The sequence below is a fragment of the Streptomyces sp. CBMA291 genome (assembly GCF_014596525.1).
Taxonomy (GTDB): Bacteria; Actinomycetota; Actinomycetes; order Streptomycetales; family Streptomycetaceae; genus Streptomyces.
In genome coordinates this window covers 53,427-71,919 of record NZ_MSJP01000026.1, presented here as the reverse complement: position 1 = coordinate 71,919, position 18,493 = coordinate 53,427, and the positions used below count along the sequence as shown (strand labels likewise).

The window sequence follows — 18,493 nt, the reverse complement described above, 5'->3', positions numbered from 1 at the left end:
GCCCCTCGCCGGTCGGGTTCCGGCCGATCTTCGGCTGGTCTTCGGCTCCTCTCCGGTCGATCTCCGGCATGTCGCCGGTGCCACCGCGGGCTTCGCTCGGGCTTCCCGCCGACTTCCCGCCGGGCCTCTCCTCCGGTTTTCCCTCGGCTTCCCCTTCGGCCGGGGGCCGTTGTCAGTGGCGCCTGGGACGCTGTGCGCCATGGACAGGGACGAGGAGCTGCTGAGAGGCCGGGTGTACGGCCAGGAGCACGACGACCCCCGGCCGGGCCCGAGACCCGGGCGGGTCTACGCCGAGCTGATCGGCGGCCCGCTCGACGGACTGCTGCTCGACGTCACCGGCCGTACGGCGGCCGAACGGGTCTCGGGCGTGGCCCTGGAGACGGAGCTGGGACGGCACGGCACCACGGGGCGTTCCTTCTACGACCCGCGCCCCGGCGACCCCGCCCGGCTCGACTGGGCGGGCGACGGCCCCTGACCGGGCGCGTCCGCTCTCAGCGGGCCGTCGGGCGGCCGTCGAGCCAGCGGGCGGCGAGCAGACCCGAGGCGGCGGTCAGGACGGCGGCGGCGAGCACGGTCGCGTTCAGACCGAGGGCGTCGGCGAGGAGACCGGCGAGGAGGGCTCCGGCCGCGTAGCCGATGTCCCTCCAGAAGCGGTAGGTGCCGAGGGCGTTGGCCCGCCAGGCGGGGTGCGCGTGGTCGGAGACGGCGGCGATGAGGGCCGGGTAGACCATCGCGGTGCCCAGGCCCAGGGCGACGGCTGAGGCGATTCCGGCGAGCAGGGGCCGGTCGAGCAGGGCCAGGGCGAGGAGCAGGCCCACGGCCTGGACGAGCATGCCGCCGACGATGAGCGGCTTGCGGCCGTATCGGTCGGCGAGGTGCCCGGCGGGGATCTGGCCGATGCCCCAGAGCAGAGGGTAGAGGCCCTTGATCAGTCCGACCGCCGCGATGCCGAGGCCGTGATCGGCGAAGAGCAGCGGGAAGACACCCCAGGTCAGACCGTCGTTGAGGTTGTTGACGAGCCCCGCCTGGCTCGCGCCGCGCAGTGAGCGGTCGCGCCAGCTGGTGCGGGCGAAGACGGCGCCGAAGGAGTGCCGCTCCGTCTCGGCGGGTGCGGGGTGCCGGGCGAGTTCGAGTGCCACGTGCCCGGCCGTGTCCCGGGCGAGCAGGGACAGGGCGAGACCGGCGGCGACGAAGACGACACCGATCAGCTCGGGCGCGGGCCGGAGGCCGTAGGCGGTGGCGAGATAGCCGGTGAGCAGGGCCGTCACACCGACGGAGACGTATCCGGCCGCCTCGTTCAGTCCGGTGGCCAGACCCCGACGGGCCGGTCCGACCAGGTCGATCTTCATATTGACGGTCATCGACCAGGTCAGCCCCTGGTTGACACCGAGGAGGACGTTCGCGCCGACGATCCACCACCAGGACGGCCCCCACGCGAGGGCGAAGGGCACCGGTATGCCGACGAGCCAGCCGGCGAGCAGCAGCTGCCGTCGGCGGAAGCGGGCGGTGAGCGCGCCCGCGGCGAGGTTGGTGAGCGCCTTGGTGAGGCCGAAGGCCACGATGAAGGAGAAGACGGCCAGGTTGCTGGTCAGTCCGAAGACCTCGGTGCCCAGGAGCGGGACCGTGGTGCGTTCGAGTCCCACGAGGGCGCCGACCGTCATGGTGACGATCACGAGCAGGGTGAACTGCGCGCGGTTCTCCCGGAGCCCGAGGACGGTGGGCCGGTGCTTCATCGATGCTCCTCCTGAGGGCGGTCGCTCGCGGTGCGTGATGGGTGCTTCCGCTGGGTTCCGGCCGCTCCATCACAGGTGAGAATACCCCTAGGGGTATGAATTCTTCCCGTCGCCGATGTGAGCCTGGATACCTAGGGGGGTATTTGACTTCGCGCGGCGAGCTGCTTACGGTCGAGGACATCAATACCCATGGGGGTATCCATTCAAGGAAGGGTCTCCCCGGGTTCACCCGCTTCGGACGGAGGGTCCGCCGTGTTCTTCGCGCAGTACTACCTCGACTGCCTCTCCCAGGCGTCCTACATGATCGCCGACGAGAAGACCGGGCAGGCGGTGGTCGTCGACCCGCGCCGTGACGTCTCGGAGTACCTGGCCGACGTCAGGGCGCACGGCTTCACCGTGGTCGGCGTGATCAACACCCACTTCCACGCCGACTTCATCGCCGGTCACCTGGAGATGGCGGACGAGACCGGCGCCTGGATCGGCTACGGCTCGCGCGCCGAGACCGAGTACCCGATCCGCAAGCTCGCCGACGGCGAGCGGATCACCCTCGGAGATGTCGTCCTGGAGATCATGGAGACCCCCGGGCACACCCCCGAGTCGATCAGCGTCCTCGTCCACGAGCACGCCGAGGACACCGTCCCGTACGGCGTCCTGACCGGCGACGCGCTGTTCATCGGCGACGTCGGCCGCCCCGACCTGCTCGCCTCGGTCGGCGTGACCGCCGAGGAGCTGGGCGGAATGCTCCACGACAGCGTCCAGAACAAGCTGATGGGCCTGCCCGACGAGGTCCGCGTCTTCCCCGCGCACGGCGCCGGATCGGCTTGCGGCAAGAACCTCTCCACCGAGAAGCAGTCCACCATCGGCGAGCAGCGCGCCACCAACTACGCCTGCGCCCCGATGAGCCGCGAGGAGTTCGTCGCGCTCGTCACCGCAGGTCAGGCCGCCGCGCCCGGCTACTTCGCCTACGACGCCGACCTGAACCGCAGGGAGCGCCCGCTGTACGACGGCGCCTCCGCGCCCCGCCCGCTGGCCCTCGACGAGTTCGCCGGGCTGCGCGAGGGCGGCGCGGTGGTCGTCGACGCCCGCGACCCGCAGGAGTTCGCCGCCGGGCACCTGCGCGGCGCGGTCAACGTGCCCGCCGACGGCCGGTTCGCCGAGCAGGCGGGCACCGTCCTCGACCCGGCCGACGAGCTGGTCGTCATGGCCCCGCAGAACCGCGAGGAGGAGATCGTCACCCGCCTCGCCCGCATCGGCTTCGACCGGGTCGTGGGCTACCTGCGCAACCCCGAGGACGCCCTGCGGGCCATGGAGGACGAGGTCGCCCCCGCCAGCCGCGTCACCGCCGCCCACCTCAAGACCGCCCTCGCCGGGGAGAACCCGCCGCTCGTCGTCGACGTGCGCACCTGCGGCGAGCGTCAGGCCAACGGCTTCATCCCCGAGGCCCTGCACATCTCGCTGAGCGAGCTGCCCGCCCGCGCCGCCGAACTCCCCGCCGACCGGCCCCTGGTCCTGCACTGCGCGGGCGGCCACCGCTCCTCCATCGCCGCCAGCCTGCTGCGCCACCGCGGCTTCGAGGACGTCTCCGACATCCTCGGCGGCTGGGCCGCCTGGGCCCTCGCCGCCGAGCCCGCCCACGCCTGACCCCTCCCACCCCCTCGTACGCAGGGGAGGACGCGCCCCCGTCCGTCCCCTGCGCCCCGAGGGCCCCTGACCCTTTACATACCCCTCTGGGTATCTTGCTCCGTGAACGGAATTCCCCCCATGGCACAGAAGACCGCCGCCGCCTCGATCACCTCCGCCGTCCTGAACCGTCTCGTGACGGAAGGACGCACCCCGCGCCTGCTCGACGTACGCACCCCCGCCGAGTTCCGTACGGCCCACATCCCCGGCGCGTACAACGTGCCCGTCGCCATCCTGCGCGAGCACCGGGACGAACTGCGGAACCTCCTCGACGAGGACGTCGTCCTGGTCTGCCGCTCCGGCGCCCGCGCCCAGCAGGCCGAACAGGCGCTCGCCGAGGCCGGACTGCCCGGACTCCGCGTCCTGGAAGGCGGCATGAACGCCTGGGAAGCGGCCGGCGCGCCCGTCGACCGGGGGCCCGAGCGCTGGGACATGGAGCGTCAGGTCCGGCTCGTCGCGGGCTCGATCGTGCTCGTCACCGGCGTCGCGGGGATCTTCCTGCCCGGCACCCACCTCGTCGGCACGGCGGTCGGCGCCGGACTGACCTTCGCGGCGCTCAGCAACTCCTGCGCCATGGGCGTCCTGCTCTCCAAGCTCCCCTACAACCGGGGGCCGCGTGCCGACATCCGTACGGTGATCGCCGGACTCTGGGACGAACGGTGACCGCGCTGATCATCGCGGCTTCCGTCCTCGTCGGCGTCAGCCTCGGCATCCTCGGCGGCGGAGGCTCGATCCTCACCGTCCCGATCCTGGTCTACCTCGCCGGGCAGGACACCAAGGAGGCCATCGCCACCTCCCTGTTCGTCGTCGGCGTCACCAGCGCCGCCGCCCTGATCCCGCACGCCCGCGCCCACCGGGTCCGCTGGCGGACCGGACTGCTCTTCGGCGCCTTCAGCATGGTCGGCGCCTACGGTGGCGGCAGGCTCGCCGAGTACCTCCCCGGCACCGCCCTGCTCGTCGCCTTCGCCCTGATGATGCTCGCCACGGCCTTCGCCATGCTGCGAAAGCCCCGGCGGGCCAAGGAGCCCAAGGTCCGCCACGGCGACCTGCCCCTGAAGCACATCGCGGTCGAGGGGCTCGTGGTCGGCGCGGTGACGGGTCTGGTGGGCTCCGGCGGCGGATTCCTGGTCGTCCCGGCGCTCGCGATCCTGGGCGGGCTGCCGATGAGCATCGCCGTCGGCACCTCGCTGCTCGTCATCGCCATGAAGTCCTTCGCGGGACTCGCCGGACACCTCTCCGGCGTGTCGATCGACTGGGGTCTCGCCCTGACCGTCACGGCCATGGCCGTCCTCGGCAGCCTCGTCGGCGCCCGCCTCGCGGGCCGCATCCCGCAGGACGCCCTGCGCAAGGCCTTCGGCTGGTTCGTCGTCGTCATGGGCGTCTTCGTACTCACCCAGCAGCTCGACACCGCCGTATGGACCCACCCCGCCACCTGGGCGGTCGCCGGAGCGGCCCTGACCGCCCTGATCGCGGCCAGGCCCGCCCGGTGCCTCGCCCGGCGGCGGCGCGAACGACCGAATGCATACCCCTTGGGGTATTCTGGAATCCGGGGGCGGAGCGAAGGAGAACTCCCGTGCAGGTGGAAGAAACAGCCGTCACGCCCGTCCTGAACCGGCTGCGCCGGGCCCAGGGCCAACTCGCCGGAGTCATCGCGATGATCGAGGCGGGCCGCGACTGCAAGGACGTCGTCACCCAACTCGCCGCCGTCTCCCGCGCCCTCGACCGCGCCGGATTCAAGATCGTGGCCAGCGGGATGCGCCAGTGCCTCGCGGACGGCGACGCCGACGCCCGCCCCATGACCGAGGAAGAACTGGAGAAGCTCTTCCTGGCACTCGCCTGAACGGGCGAGCCCCGACGCCCGCTCGACCGGGCGAGCCCCGACAGCCGACTGAACGGGCGAACCCCGGCACCCATCCGAACGGGCGAGCCCCGACGATCGACTGAACGGGCGAGCCTCGAAGCCCGCCCCGAACGGACACCCGCCGCCCGTCCTGGACGCGCGCACCCCGTCGCCCGTCCTGGACAGGCGCACCCCGACGCCCGCCCCTCCCGCGCTCGACCGAGCCGGGGGAGGGGCGGGCCTCTCGTCTTTCCGGGCACAATCGGATCGCCCCGGCCGGCCGGGGCGGGCTCCTCGCCTCCCCGGGGCGACCGCACCGGCCCCCTCCCGCTGTGACCCGGGTCACGGGAACCCCTCCCCGGGGCCGGACAGACGAGAGACGTGAACATCGACCTGCGCGCACGCATCCGGGACGGAGACTCCTCGGCCTTCGCCGAACTCTTCGACGCCTTCGCCCGAAGCGTCTACAACCACGCCTTCCGGCTGACCGGGGACTGGTCCGTCGCCGAGGACGTGATGGCGGCCACCTACCTCGAAGCCTGGCGGCTCCGGCACAAGGTGGACCCGGAGGGAGGCTCGCTCCGGCCCTGGCTCCTCGGCGTCGCCACCAACGTGGCCCGCAACCACTGCCGGGGCAACCGCCGCTACCGGGCAGCCGCCCTCGCCTACGCCATGGCGGGCCCGCCCGAAGCCTCGGTGCCCGACCACGCCCCGGAGGTCGCCGGACGCCTCGACGACCGGAACCGCATCGCCGCCACCCTCCGCGCACTCGGCGCCCTGCGCCGCACCGAGCGCGAGATCCTCGTGCTCTGCCTCTGGGAAGGCCTCGCCTACACCGAAGCCGCCGAAGCCCTCGGCCTGCCCGTCGGCACCGTCCGCTCCCGGCTCTCCCGCGCCCGCGCCAAGCTCCGTACCGGCGCCGAGGAGGAACTCTCCCGCGCACACGGCACACGAACCGCCGCCCCGGAGCGACGCGGACGGCTCGCCGCCCCGGAGCGGGAACCCGCCCGCGAACATCGCGGACGATTCGCAGCCCCGGAACGGGAACCCGCCCCCCGCTCCCGACAGAGAACAGGTGACCGCGTCAAGGCGGTCCGGCCCGCGCAGGAAGGAACCCGATGAACCCCGAGCCGAACCAGTCGCCCACGGCGCACCGGAACGAGAGCGGCGACCTCCCCGCGATCGAGGAGCGCGAACTCCCCCCGGGCCGCCACCAGTTCCACAAGGAGCGCCTGATGAACCTGATCCACGAAGACCGCCGCACCGCCGAGCGGCCCGCCCGACGCAACCCCTTCCTCAGGAAGGCGATCCTCCTGCCCGCCGCGACCGCCCTCGCCGGAGCCCTCGCCGTCGGCGTCCTCGTCCTCGCCCCCGGCGGCTCGCAGGCCCCGGACGACCGGGCGGCCGGCCCCGTCCTCACCACCCGGATCGGCACCGTCGACACCCAGGGCGCGCCCCGGCTCCTCGACCGGATCTCCCTCGCCGCCGCCGAAGCGGGCGGCTCCGGCCGCCACACCGGCTCGTACGTCTACATCGAGTCCCGTGTCGCCGGCACCCACATCAGGGTCGCCGACGGCGTCAGCGGTCTCGTCGGCACCCCCCTGCACACCCGCCGCTCCTGGCGTTCCCCCGACGGCCTCAAGGGCTGGCTGACCGAACCCGGCAACACCGGCCCCGAGGGCATCCCCCTCGGAGGGCGCGACGAGCAGGGCAATGTCGTGAAGCCGCACCTCGGCGCGCCCTCGCACGACTACCTCGCCACCCTGCCCACCGACCCCGACGCGCTGCTGAGCAAGATCTACACGGAGACCGCGGGCCAGGGCCGCGACAAGGACCAGGAGGCCTTCACCACCATCGGCGACCTCCTCGGCGAGAGCTGGCCCTCGCCGAAGCTCACCGCCGCGCTCTACCGGGCGGCCGCGAAGATCCCCGGCGTCGTCACCGTCGACAGCGCCACCGACGCCGCCGGACGCAAGGGCGTCGCCGTCGCCCGGCTCGACGCCCCCACCGGCCAGCGCACCGAGTGGATCTTCGACGAGACGACCCTCGCCTTCCTCGGCGAGCGGACCGTCCAGGTGAGCGAGGGACACGGCGACGACCGGCTGCTCAAGCCCGGCACGGTCGTCTACACCCAGGCGGTCATGGTCCGTGCCTTCGTCGACGGCATCAAGGTCACGCCGTAACGGACGGGTCCCGGGCCGGGGCCGGGGTGCTCAGCCCCGGCCCGAGGCCCAACCGGCAAGCTGCGTCGGACGGTTGGTGATGAGCCCGTCCACCCCGAGCGCGTCAAGCGCCTTCCAGCGGGCCGGGGTGTCGACCGTCCACACGTTCACGGCCACCCCCGCCGCGTGCAGCTCCCGGACCAGCTCCGGACGGGTGCCGAGCGCGGTGTCCGAGACGTTGTACGCGGCGAGGCCGAGCTGCCTGGCCAGCGCGACCGGATCGGGGTCGAGGGTGCCCCGCAGCAGCCCCAGCGGCAGCTTGGGCGCCAGCTGGTGGACGTACCGCAGGGACGGCACGTCGAAGCTCTGGACGAAGACCCGGCCGGTCATGTCCTGGTCCCGGACCTCCCGGACGATCCGGGCCACCTCGGCCAGGCTGTGCGGGCCCTTGACTTCGAGGAGCAGCTTTCCGCCGCGCTCCCTCAGATCCGCGAGCTGGGCGGCGAGCGTGGGGACCCGGGTGCCCGCGTAGGCCGGGGCGAACCAGGAACCCGCGTCGAGCGCGTCGATCTGGGCCGAGGTCAGCGAACGGATCGGGCCCGTGCCGTCGGTGGTCCGGTCCACCGTCGTGTCGTGGAGGACGTACGGCACGCCGTCCTTGCTGGGCTGGACGTCGTTCTCGATCCAGACGGCCCCGCCCCGCCGGGCCACCTCGTCGGAGATCAGGGTGTTCTCGGGGGCGAGGGAGGCGGCGCCCCGGTGGGCGATCACCGTCGGCGGCGCCCCCGCCGCACGCATCCAGACGGTGGCCCGCCCGGTGGCGGGCCCCGCCACCGAATGCGAAGGCGGGGCGGCGACCACGAACACGGCCGCGACACCCGCCACGGCGGTGGCCGCGGCGACCAGAGTGGCCGTACGGCGACGAAGGGGCCGGGAGGCGGCGGACGGAGAAGCGTCTCTCATATCCGAGCACTCTAGGGGCCGCCCTCCGGCGACACGACCGTGCCGGCCCGATCCCGTCACCGGAAGACACCCGTGTGCCGAGCCCCTCCCGGTCCGGCACGCTTCACCGTCACCGGAACGGCCCCTCGCCGCCACGGGAACGGCCCCCGGCCGTCACCGGGACGGCCCCGCCGCCCGGCCCGCCCCGCCGCCGGAGGAACAGCCCCCGCCGTCCGTCAGCCCGCGTCGGGCGCGGTCAGCTCACCCGACCTGGCCACCCGCGCGTACCAGAGCGCACTGGACTTCGGCGTCCGCTCCAGCGTGTCGTAGTCCACCCGCACCGCGCCGAACCGCTTCGCATAGCCGTACGCCCACTCGAAGTTGTCCAGAAGCGACCAGAGGAAGTAGCCGCGCACATCGGCCCCGTCCTCCATCGCCCGGTGCACCGCCTCCAGATGCGCGTGGACGTAGGCGGCACGCTCCGGGTCGTGCACCGAGCCGTCCGGGGACACCACGTCCTCGTACGCCGCCCCGTTCTCGCTGATCACCATCGGCAGCTCGGGGTACGCCGCCGACACCCGCAGGAGCAGGTCGTACAGGGCGCTCGCGTCGACCGGCCAGCCCATCGCCGTCCGCTCGCCCGGCGCCCGGTGGAAGGCGACCCGGTCCGCGCCCGGCCACGGCGAGTGCTCGCTGTCGCCGTGCCCGTCGTCCTGCGGCTTCACCGTCCCCTCCGGAACCTCCGACACCAGCGTCGGCGTGTAGAAGTTGACCGCGAGCAGATCGAGCGGCTGCCGCGCGGTCGCCGTGTCGCCGTCCCGGACGAAGGACCAGTCGGTCAGCCGTGCCGTGTCCGCGAGCAGATCCTCGGGGTAGGCGCCCTCCAGCATCGGCCCGAGCCAGATCCGGTTGCCGACCGCGTCGATCCGGCGGACCGCGTCCAGATCCCCGGCGGAGCCGGTCAGCGGCCGCACCTCGTGCAGATTGAGCGAGACCGAGAGCTGCCGGTCGGCCGGGAGCGCGGCGCGCAGCGCCTGGACGGCGAGCCCGTGCCCCAGATTGAGGTGGTGCGCGGCCCGCAGCGACGCCACCGGATCGGTACGGCCCGGCGCGTGCACCCCGGAGCCGTACCCCAGGAAGGCGGTGCACCAGGGCTCGTTGAGGGTGGTCCAGCGGGTCACCCGGTCACCGAGGGCGTCGGCGACGATCCCCGCGTACACGGCGAACCGCTCGGCGGTCGCCCGCTCCGGCCAGCCGCCCGCGTCCTCCAACTCCTGCGGCAGGTCCCAGTGGTAGAGCGTGAGAGCGGGCTCGATCCCGGCGGCGAGCAGCTCGTCGACGAGCGCCCGGTAGAAGTCGAGCCCCTTCTGCACGGCCGGACCCCGCCCGGTGGGCTGCACCCGGGACCAGGAGACGGAGAACCGGTAGGAGTTCAGGCCCAGTTCGGACATGATCCGGACGTCCTCGCGGAACCGGTGGTAGTGGTCCACGGCCACATCGCCTGTATGGCCCTCGAAGACCTTGCCGGGCGTGTGCGAGAAGGTGTCCCAGATGGACGGGGTACGGCCGTCCTCCGCCGCCGCTCCCTCGATCTGGTACGCGGCGGTGGCCGCGCCCCAGAGGAAGCCGGGCGGGAACGAACGGGTGGCGGTGAGCGGCCGGGCTTCGGACGCGGTCATGGAAGAGCGCTCCCAACACGGGTACGGGGTCGGTACGTTCGGTACAGCGGTGGAACGGGAGTGGGGCGGTGGAGCCGGTCAGCTCTTGACGGCGCCGGCCGTGATCCCGCCGACGATGTGCTTGCCGAGGAAGGCGAAGACCAGCAGCAGCGGCACGGTCGATATGAGGGCGCCGGTCAGCACGACGGCATGGTCCACGGTGTGGTTGCCCGCGCCGAGTCCGGCGAGCGCCACCTGGAGGGTGGGGTTGCCGTCCGGGGTGAGTGCGATGAAAGGCCAGAAGAAGTCGTTCCAGGCCTGGACGAAGACCAGCATGCCGAGCACCGCCATGGCGGGCCGGGCCACCGGGAAGACCACGTGCCAGATGATCCGGAGACTGTGCGCGCCGTCCATCCGGGCCGCCTCCACCAGCTCGACGGGCAGCGCCTCGACGAGGAACTGACGCATGAAGAACACGCCGAAGGCGGCGACCAAGGAGGGAAGCACCACCGACTGGAGCTGGTCGACCCAGCCGAGGTCGGTGACGATCTGGTAGAGCGGGATGACGCTGAGCTGCGGCGGGATCGTCATCGTGGCGACCACGAGCGAGAGCAGCACCCCCCGGCCCCGGAAGGGCAGTTTGGCGAAGGCGAACCCGGCGAGGGTGGAGAAGACGACGGTGGACGCGGCCACCAGACTCGCCACGATCGTCGTGTTGACCAGCGCCTCGCCCATGTCCACCTGGTTCCAGGCGAAGGTGAGGTTGTCCAGGAGACGGGAGCCGGGCAGCAGCGGTGCCGGGGCCTCCACCACCCGCTCGCCGGTGTGCGAGGCGGCCACCACGTTCCAGTACAGCGGGAAGAGCGAGACCACCGCCGCCACGGTGAGCAGGACGTAGGTCAGCGGCCCCGCGTGGTGCTGGCGTCCCGCGGCCGAGCGCGGGCGGCGGCCGGACGGGGCCGTCCCGGGCGCGGGGCGCACCGGGCGGGGCGGGTCGAGAGTGCGGGCCATGGGCTCAGCCCCCCAGCTTCTTGCGGTGGTGGCGGGAGACGAGGGCCTGGACGCCGCCGACGAGCAGCAGGAGCAGCAGCATGACCCATGCGATGGCCGAGGCCTGGCCCAGCGCGCCGGTCACCCACCCCTTCTCGTACATCAGCAGGCTCAGCGTCTGGAACTGGTTGCCGCTGCCGCCGCTGATGCCGACGCTGCCGCCGTAGAGCATCGGCTCGCCGAAGAGCTGGGTGGCGCCGATGGTGGAGACGACGATCGTGAACAGGACGGTCGGGCGGATGGAGGGGATGGTGACGCTCAGGAACTGGCGCCAGCGCGAGGCCCCGTCGAGGGCGGCGGCCTCGTACAGGTCCTGCGGCACGGCCTGCATCGCGGCCAGGTAGATCAGCGCGTTGTAGCCGGTCCAGCGCCAGGTGACGATGGCGGAGATGGCGATCTGGGCCGGCCACCGGGAGGCCTCCCAGTCGACCGGGCCGATCCCGACCACGTCGAGGAAGGTGTTGATCAGCCCGTAGTCGGTGTTGAACAGCTGGGCGAAGACCAGGGTCGCCGCCGCGATGGAGGTGGCGTACGGGGCGAGGATCGCGACCCGGAAGAAGCCGCGCCCCCGGAGCCTGTAGTTGAGGAGATGCGCCAGGCCCAGGGCCATGAGCAGCTGGGGAACGGTCGCGATCACCCCGATGGTGAAGGTGTTGAGGAGCGCGTTCCAGAAGAACTCGCTGGTCGCGAGGTCCGTGTAGTTCTCAAGGCCCTTCCACTGCGCGCTGCCGCCCAGCTCCACCCGGTTCAGGGAGAGCCAGCCGGTGTAGATCAGGGGGAAGAGGCCGAAGGCGGCGAAGGTGAGGAAGAAGGGGGCGACGAAGACGTACGGGACGGCCTTGAGGTCCCAGCGGTAGAGGGCGGACCGCAGGCCGCCCGGGGCCGGGCGGCGGCCGGGGGAGGAGGGCGGTTCCGCGGGCGGCGCTGAGCCGTCGAGTCCCGCCCGGACGGAGGTGGCCACGGGGGCTTCCTTCCAGGTCGATGCGTGCCGTGGTGCGGACGGTGCCGGTCCTCCGCCGCCCGGGGACGGCGGAGGACCGGCACGCGGTCCCCCTTACTGGGCGATCTTGTCGGCGACCAGCTTCTTGACGTTCTCCCAGGCCTTGGCCGGGTCGGTGCCGCGCTGCTCGATGTCGAGGATGCCGTTGTCGGTGAGGAAGGTCTTCACCTGGCCGTCGTAGCGGCTGATCGTGGCGGGGGTGATCCCGGCCGCCGCGCTGGAGAAGATCCGGCCGACCGGGGTGTCGCCGAAGTAGGGGAGCTTCGCGTTCTGGACGGCGGGCGAGGTCAGGGTGTCCTTGGACGAGGGGATGTTGCCGTTGACCGCGAACACCTTGGCGTGCTGTGCGGGGGCGGTCAGCCAGGCGGCCAGTTCGGCGGCCTCCTTGGTGTGCTTGCCGGACTTCGGCACGGCGAGGAAGGCGCCGCCCCAGTTGCCCGCCACCGGCGGCGCGGCGATGTCCCACTTGCCCTGGTTGGCCGTGCCCGCCTGGTCCTTGATGATGCCGGTCATCCAGCTGGGGCAGGCGACGGTGGCGAACTTCGAGTTCTTGAAGGCCGCGTTCCAGGTGCCCTTCTCGTCGAACTGGCGCAGCTTGGCGGTGAGTCCGCCCTGGGCCGCCTCGACGGCGGTGTCCCAGGCCTTCTTCACTCCGGGGCTGTTCTCCCAGTCGAGCTTCCCGCTCGCGTCGGCGTACTGCACCGGGTCGCTGGAGACGACGGCGTTGAAGAGCCCGCTCGCCGAGTCGTGGAAGAAGGTGCCCGCGGGCGCGCTCTTCTGGTAAGTCCGGCCGGTCTCAAGGAACTTGGCCCAGTCGCCCGCCCACAGCTTGCCGACGGCTTCACGGTCGGTGGGCAGCTTGGCCTTGGCGAACAGGTCCTTGTTGTAGCAGATGGCCATGGGGCCGATGTCGGTGCCGAGGCCGATGACCTTGCCCTCGGCCGTGGTCGCCTGCTTGACCTTCCAGTCGAGGAAGGCGCCGAGGTTCGCGCCGCCCTCCTTGCCCAGGTCGACCCACTTGTCGGCCATGGTCGCGCCGGTCGCCTCGGCGATGAAGCCGACCTCGACCGCCTGGATGTCCGCGAGACCGCTGTTGCGGGAGAGGCGCAGCTTCAGCGTGTCCCAGTACTTCTGGCCGTCGGCGACGTTCGATTCCTCGATCTTGATGTTCGGGTGGGCCTTCTCGTACTCGGCGTAGAGCTTGGCGCCGGTCTTGTCGTCGTAGCCGAAGGAACCGAAGGTCCCCACCCGCAGGGTGATCCTGCCGTCTCCCTTGGCGTCGTCACCGTCGCTGCCGCAGCCGGTGAGCAGGGTCGTGCCGGTCACGACGACGGCGACCGCCGAGATCGCCGCCCGGCGTCCACGTCTGCTCCTTGAAGTGCGCATTCCACTCTCCTCGTCCCCAGGTGGTGCTCGTGGTGCGGCAGAAGGCCCGGCCGGTCTCGGCTCGGCGGCGCCCGCCAGGATCTGACGCAAGGCTTCACGGCCCCCGGATGGGAGCGCTCCCACGTCGTTGCCGGAAGGTTGCTGCCTGGCGGGTGCGGGTGTCAAGACATGAACGCGGTTTCGTTACCGGAAGGTTTTCCCGGGGTTTCACGGGCCCTCGCGGGGGTGGACGCGTCACCTCCTGAACGCATCACCCGTCGCCCGAAGGGGTCGCCGTGGCGCGGAGAGGGATGGTTCGACTATTGTGGGAGCGCTCCCATTGCCGTATTCCCTTCCGGGCGGGCATCGGATGGGCGGCGCGTCGTCCTCTGAGGGGAGTTCGGAAGTCGTGGGCGTACGGCGGAGCGGCAGGCCCACTCTCGAAGAGGTGGCCGCCAGGGCGGGAGTCGGCCGGGGGACGGTCTCCCGGGTCGTCAACGGCTCTCCCCGGGTGAGCGAGCGGACCAGAGCCGCCGTCGCCCGCGCCGTCGCCGAACTGGGCTACGTACCCAACCAGGCGGCCCGCGCGCTGGCCGGAAGCCGCACCGACGCCGTGGCGCTCGTCATCCCCGAAGCCGAGGCGCGTCTGTTCGCGGAGCCGTACTTCCTCGACCTCATCCGGGGAGTCGGCGCCGAACTCGCGGAAGCCGACATGCAGTTGCTCCTCACCCTGGTCCGCAGCGAGCAGGAGCGGCAGCGCTTCGAGCAGTATCTCGCCGCCCAGCGCGTCGACGGGGTGCTGCTCGCCTCCGTCCACGGGGACGATCCGCTGCCCGACCGGATCAGCCGTCTCGGCCTGCCGGTCGTCATGAACGGGCGCCGCTCGGAGGCCGAGCCGGTGGCCTATGTGGACTCCGACAACATCGGCGCCGGGCGGGCGGCCGTGGCCCATCTGGTGGCGCGGGGCCGGTGCCGTATCGCCACGGTCACCGGGCCTTCCGACATGTACGTGGCCCGCGCCCGGCTCGGCGGCTACCGGGCGGGTCTCGCCGAGGCGGGCATCGCACCCGACGAGGCGTTGGTCGCGGTGGGTGACTTCACCGAGGAGGGAGGTCGTCGTGCGATGCGTCAACTGCTGGAGCGGCGGCCGGACTTGGATGCGGTGTTCGCGGCTTCGGACGTGATGGCGGCGGGGGCGCGCGGGGTGCTGCGGGAGGCGGGGCGGCGGGTGCCGGAGGACGTGGCTCTGGTGGGGGTGGACGATTCGCCGGTGGCGCGGCTGATGGATCCGCCGCTGACCAGTGTGCGTCAGCCCATCGAGGAGATGGGCCGCACGATGGCCCGGATGCTGCTCCAGGAGATCACCGAGGGACCGCCGGAGCCCCGTCGGCACGTCCTGCCGACGGAGCTGGTCGTGCGGGAGTCCTGCTGAGCGGTGCGCGGGTGCGTGGGCCTCTCGGGGCGCACCGGTGACCGGCCGGGACGCGGAGGTCCGGCCGGCCACGGGTCCCGAAGGGCTTACAGCGCCGGGTGGGCGTTCTTCATCAGCTCCTGGAACTGGGCCGAGAACCACTGGCCCGAGATCGGGGCGTTCGGCAGCGCGCCCGACATGCTGTTCCCGTTGCGGGGGTTGCCCGTGTACGTCGGGTCGCACATCCGGTCGAAGCCCTTGCCCTCGTTGTTCGGGATCTCCTTGGAGGAGCCGTCGGACTCGCCCGGGGGCTTCATCCAGACGTAGGCGTCGATGCCCGCGGCGGGCGCCGCCTGCGGCCGTTCGCCGAGCCCGGCCCCCGCCTGGTTGCACCAGTTGCCGGGGTTGATCCGCCGGTCGTAACGGCCGCCGTCGACATAGGTGTCGACGCTGGTCGTCGGGCCCGCGGCGGTGGGCCGCGCGGTGCCGCCCCAGCCGTTGCGGGAGGTGTCGATCAGCATGCCGAGGTTGCTGTCGAAGCCGAGCGAGACGAGCTTGGTCCGCATGGCCTGGGCGTAGGACAGCTCGTCGGTGTACCGGTTCCAGTCGACCCACTTCGACTGGCGTACGGAGACGCCGTTGACGCTGTCGTCGACGCGGAAGTGGTCTTCCTTCAGGGCGCTGTAGTTGGCGGTGTTGACGATGAAGCCGTGGACGTTGGCGAGGGTGGAGCCCTCGGCCGTGGCGGCCTGCTTGAACAGTTCGGCGGAGGGGCCGAAGTTGTCGTCCCAGCCGAGCCAGCCGTGGTGGCCCGCGTCCACGTAGTTGTAGACGTTGGCGATCGCGCCGAGCTTCTTGAGCGCGTAGCCGACGCCCGTGATGTAGTTGCCGTTGGCCTTCATGACGTCGCAGTTGGGTGTGGCGGTCGGGCGCCCCGTGACGTTGGTGATGAGGTTGGGCAGCGAGTCGATCTCGACCGTGGTGACGATCCGCAGGCCCGCGTACTTGGCGTCGGCGAGGATCGCGGCGATCGGGTCGATGTACTCGGTCTTGTAGCGGCCGATCTCGGTCGGGCCCAGTTCGCCGTTGGAGGCGAGGGCGGCGCAGTCGCGGCCGGGCAGGTTGTAGACGACCAGCTGGACGACGAGTTCGCCGGAGCCCTTCTGCTTCAGGGCCTCGTCGAGGTGGGCGCGCAGGCCCATGGAGGTCGCGGAGCCGTTGACGGCGGCGATCCGGTCGAGCCAGACGCCGGTGGGCTGGCCCGATATGCGGCTGCCGCCGGGCTCGGCCGCCGCCTTCGCCGACCACTCGGGGTTCACGTACACCTTCGCCCCGGCGTAGGGGTTGTCGGCCTTGCTGCCGGCCGGCGGGGTGGTCGGCGGGGTCGTCGGGGGAGTGGTGGGCGGGGTCGTCGGCTCGGTGGAGCCGTTGCAGACGACCCCGTTGAGCTTGAAGCCGGTGGGCACGGCGTTGGTGCCGCTGTACGTGCCGTTGAAGCCGAAGGAGGTGGAGCCTCCGGTGGCCAGGGCCCCGTTGTAGGAGACGTTCTTCGCGGTGACGGCGGCGCCCGACTGGGTGATGGTGGCGTTCCAGCCCTGGGTGACCTGCTGGTTTCCGCCGTAGGACCATTCGAGGGTCCACGTGGAGACGGGGTCGCCGGTGTTGGTGACGGTGACGTTGGTGCCGAAGCCGTTGCTCCACTGGTTGGTGATCTGGTAGTCGACCCGGCAGCCCGGGGTGGCGGCCCCGGCGGTGGCGGCGCCGAGGACGGTGGCGGTGGCTCCGGTGGCCGTGACGAGGCCGAGGGCGGCCAGAAGGGCGGTGCGACTGGTGCGGCTCATGCGAGTAGGGGTTCCTCTCAGGGGGTGAGGGCGCGCAGATGGTCGCGCAGCCCGATGCCGAATGCGGTGGGGGTGCCGTCGTATGCGCTGATCAGTGCGGGACCCGAGGAGCAGTTCCAGGTGTTCCAGGTCCAGCCCAGGTACGACAGGCCGCGGTCGTCGAACCACTTCATGACGCGGTCGACGAAGGCGTGTCCGCAGGTGTTCTCGCCGATCTCGCCCGCGACGAGGGGGACCTGGGCGGCGACGGGGGCGAGGGTGTTGCTCCAGCACGTCTCGTCGGAGCAGGAGTTGAAGTTGTAGACGTGCCAGGCGGCGGCCGTGTTGCCCGCCGGGTCGGTGGGGCGGTACGTGAGCCACTGGCTCAGGTCGTTGGAGTACGCGAGGCCCGGCACGAGGAGCAGGTTCCTCGCTCCCGTGGCGCGGACGGCGTCCACCAGGTCCTGCATGCCGGCGACCTCGTAACCGATGCCGGGGCAGTCGCCGCCGTCGCGCCAGCAGGCCCAGGCCTGTGCCGCGGTGGAGGTCGCCCGGTCCGGGTAGGGCTCGTTGAACAGGTCGAAGACGACCCGCCGGTCGTTCTTGAAGGTGTCGGCGACCGAAGTCCAGAACGCGGGGGTGTGGAGGGCGTCGGGCATCGGCTTCTGGCAGGTGGCGTGGATGTCGGCGCAGCCCGAGGAGTTGCCGGTGTACTGGCCCTGGGTCCAGTGCAGTTCGACCACCGGGGTCATGCCGTGTGCGAGGACCTTGTCCACCAGGCTCCTGACCGAGGCGATGTAGTTCGCGCCCCGGTACTCGGGCTTGATGTTGTCCAGGCCCAGCCAGCACTCCTCGTTGAGGGGGATGCGGACCGTGTTGGCCTTCCAGTCGGCGATGGCCTGGACGGAGGCGTCGTCGACGGGACCGTCCCAGATCCCGTAGCCCTGGACGCACATGAACTCGCCGCCGGAGCGGTTGACGCCGAGGAGCCGGCGGGTGGCGCCGTTCTGGTCGGTGAGCCGGTTCCCGGAGACGCTCAGTTCGGGCGCGCCGGAGACCGGGACGGGCGGGGTCGTCGGGGGAGTGGTGGGCGGGGTCGTGGGGGCGGTGGGCGTGGGTGTCGGGGCGGTGCCGGTGGCGCAGGGGGTGCCGTTGAGGGTGAAGGCGGCGGGTGCCGTGTTGGCGCCCGACCAGGAGGCGATGAAGCCCGTCGAGAGCGTCGCGCCCGTGCCGAGCGCCGCGTTCCAGCTCTCGTTGACGACCGTGACGTTCGTTCCGGACTGGGACCACGTGCCGCCCCAGCCCTGGCTGACGACCTGGCCCGAGGGAAGGCCGAAGCCGAGGCTCCAACCGTTCAGCGCGGGGCCGCCGTTGGTGACGGTGACGGCGCCCTGGTAGCCGCCGGACCACTGGCCGACGACCTTGTACTCGACGGTGCAGGCGGGTGCGGCCGAGGCTCCGGAGGCCGTACCCATGAGGGCGAGAGCGGTGCTCGCCAGCGTGAGCGCCGCTCCGGAGAGCAGCGCGGACAGGCGTGGGGGATGGCGCATGAGCGAGTCCTCACAGCGAGGGCACACCCTGACGGTGTGCCGACCGGACGGATTCGCTCCCACTGGTCGGGCAGACCGTAGCGTCAACCGACGCCAAGCAAAAGAGGTGTTGGGTAAATTCCCCGTCGATTGCCTTCGACTCTTCACGTCTCTTGACGCCGTTGCGCGCCAACTGCACAGTGGGAGCGCTCCCACTGGTTCAGAGCTTGATTCCGGACACGTTCCGCACGTCGCTCCCCCCCCGCCCCCGCTCCCGCCCCCACTCCCGCTCCCTCCGCCCCG

At 71.9% G+C, this 18,493-nt stretch carries 16 protein-coding genes; 8 read left to right on the top strand and 8 right to left on the bottom strand.

Annotated elements, in window-relative coordinates; all coding sequences use genetic code 11:
* The first annotated feature begins 199 nt into the window (after positions 1-199).
* Positions 200-475 (top strand): hypothetical protein, encoded by a 276-nt coding sequence (locus BU197_RS07475; RefSeq protein ID WP_188267423.1) that lies wholly within the window; start codon positions 200-202, stop codon positions 473-475.
* A 16-nt stretch (positions 476-491) separates the two neighbouring features.
* Here BU197_RS07475 and BU197_RS07470 read toward each other — a convergent pair whose 3' ends face one another.
* Positions 492-1,733 (bottom strand): MFS transporter, encoded by a 1,242-nt coding sequence (locus tag BU197_RS07470; protein ID WP_188267422.1) that lies wholly within the window; start codon positions 1,731-1,733, stop codon positions 492-494.
* Between the two features lie 252 nt (positions 1,734-1,985).
* Here BU197_RS07470 and BU197_RS07465 point away from each other — a divergent pair, with 252 nt between their 5' ends.
* The 6 genes from BU197_RS07465 (at position 1,986) to BU197_RS07440 (ending at position 7,436) form a co-directional block, all read left to right on the top strand.
* On the top strand, positions 1,986-3,374 hold the full coding sequence (locus BU197_RS07465) for an MBL fold metallo-hydrolase (protein WP_188267421.1): 1,389 nt from the start codon (positions 1,986-1,988) through the stop codon (positions 3,372-3,374).
* A 120-nt stretch (positions 3,375-3,494) separates the two neighbouring features.
* Entirely contained in the window at positions 3,495-4,076 is a 582-nt protein-coding gene (locus BU197_RS07460; RefSeq protein ID WP_188267420.1) for a rhodanese-like domain-containing protein, read from the top strand.
* Positions 4,073-5,023: a sulfite exporter TauE/SafE family protein gene (locus tag BU197_RS07455; protein WP_188267419.1), complete on the top strand. Its 951-nt coding sequence runs from the start codon at positions 4,073-4,075 to the stop codon at positions 5,021-5,023. Before BU197_RS07460 ends, BU197_RS07455 begins: the two co-directional genes overlap by 4 nt.
* Positions 4,987-5,253, top strand: coding sequence for a metal-sensitive transcriptional regulator (locus BU197_RS07450; RefSeq protein ID WP_188267418.1), 267 nt, complete (start codon positions 4,987-4,989; stop codon positions 5,251-5,253). Before BU197_RS07455 ends, BU197_RS07450 begins: the two co-directional genes overlap by 37 nt.
* Positions 5,254-5,634: 381 nt before the next feature.
* A complete protein-coding gene (locus BU197_RS07445) occupies positions 5,635-6,375 on the top strand; it encodes an RNA polymerase sigma factor (protein ID WP_188267417.1) in 741 nt (246 codons plus the stop codon).
* Positions 6,372-7,436 carry a CU044_5270 family protein gene (locus BU197_RS07440; RefSeq protein WP_188267416.1) on the top strand — a complete coding sequence of 355 codons (1,065 nt, stop codon included), beginning with the start codon at positions 6,372-6,374 and terminating at the stop codon, positions 7,434-7,436. The genes BU197_RS07445 and BU197_RS07440 overlap by 4 nt, the downstream gene beginning before the upstream one ends.
* A gap of 30 nt (positions 7,437-7,466) precedes the next feature.
* Here BU197_RS07440 and BU197_RS07435 read toward each other — a convergent pair whose 3' ends face one another.
* The 5 genes from BU197_RS07435 to BU197_RS07415 all read right to left on the bottom strand — a co-directional run bounded on the left by BU197_RS07435 (position 7,467) and on the right by BU197_RS07415 (position 13,451).
* Positions 7,467-8,378 carry a glycerophosphodiester phosphodiesterase gene (locus tag BU197_RS07435; RefSeq protein ID WP_188267415.1) on the bottom strand — a complete coding sequence of 304 codons (912 nt, stop codon included), beginning with the start codon at positions 8,376-8,378 and terminating at the stop codon, positions 7,467-7,469.
* A 215-nt stretch (positions 8,379-8,593) separates the two neighbouring features.
* Positions 8,594-10,036 (bottom strand): GH1 family beta-glucosidase, encoded by a 1,443-nt coding sequence (locus tag BU197_RS07430; RefSeq protein ID WP_188267414.1) that lies wholly within the window; start codon positions 10,034-10,036, stop codon positions 8,594-8,596.
* 78 nt (positions 10,037-10,114) lie between these two features.
* A complete protein-coding gene (locus BU197_RS07425) occupies positions 10,115-11,026 on the bottom strand; it encodes a carbohydrate ABC transporter permease (RefSeq protein ID WP_188267413.1) in 912 nt (303 codons plus the stop codon).
* A gap of 4 nt (positions 11,027-11,030) precedes the next feature.
* The gene (locus BU197_RS07420; protein WP_188267412.1) at positions 11,031-12,026 is read right to left on the bottom strand and encodes a carbohydrate ABC transporter permease; all 996 of its coding nucleotides are present in this window, start codon (positions 12,024-12,026) and stop codon (positions 11,031-11,033) included.
* A 93-nt stretch (positions 12,027-12,119) separates the two neighbouring features.
* A complete protein-coding gene (locus BU197_RS07415; RefSeq protein WP_188267411.1) occupies positions 12,120-13,451 on the bottom strand; it encodes an ABC transporter substrate-binding protein in 1,332 nt (443 codons plus the stop codon).
* Between the two features lie 349 nt (positions 13,452-13,800).
* Between BU197_RS07415 and BU197_RS07410 the strand changes: the two genes are divergently transcribed.
* A complete protein-coding gene (locus BU197_RS07410; RefSeq protein WP_188267444.1) occupies positions 13,801-14,862 on the top strand; it encodes a LacI family DNA-binding transcriptional regulator in 1,062 nt (353 codons plus the stop codon).
* Between the two features lie 86 nt (positions 14,863-14,948).
* Here BU197_RS07410 and BU197_RS07405 read toward each other — a convergent pair whose 3' ends face one another.
* Together BU197_RS07405 and BU197_RS07400 are read right to left on the bottom strand one after the other, a co-directional pair.
* A complete protein-coding gene (locus BU197_RS07405; protein ID WP_188267410.1) occupies positions 14,949-16,682 on the bottom strand; it encodes a glycoside hydrolase family 6 protein in 1,734 nt (577 codons plus the stop codon).
* A gap of 17 nt (positions 16,683-16,699) precedes the next feature.
* The gene (locus BU197_RS07400; protein WP_188267409.1) at positions 16,700-18,211 is read right to left on the bottom strand and encodes a cellulase family glycosylhydrolase; all 1,512 of its coding nucleotides are present in this window, start codon (positions 18,209-18,211) and stop codon (positions 16,700-16,702) included.
* Positions 18,212-18,493: the final 282 nt, after the last annotated feature.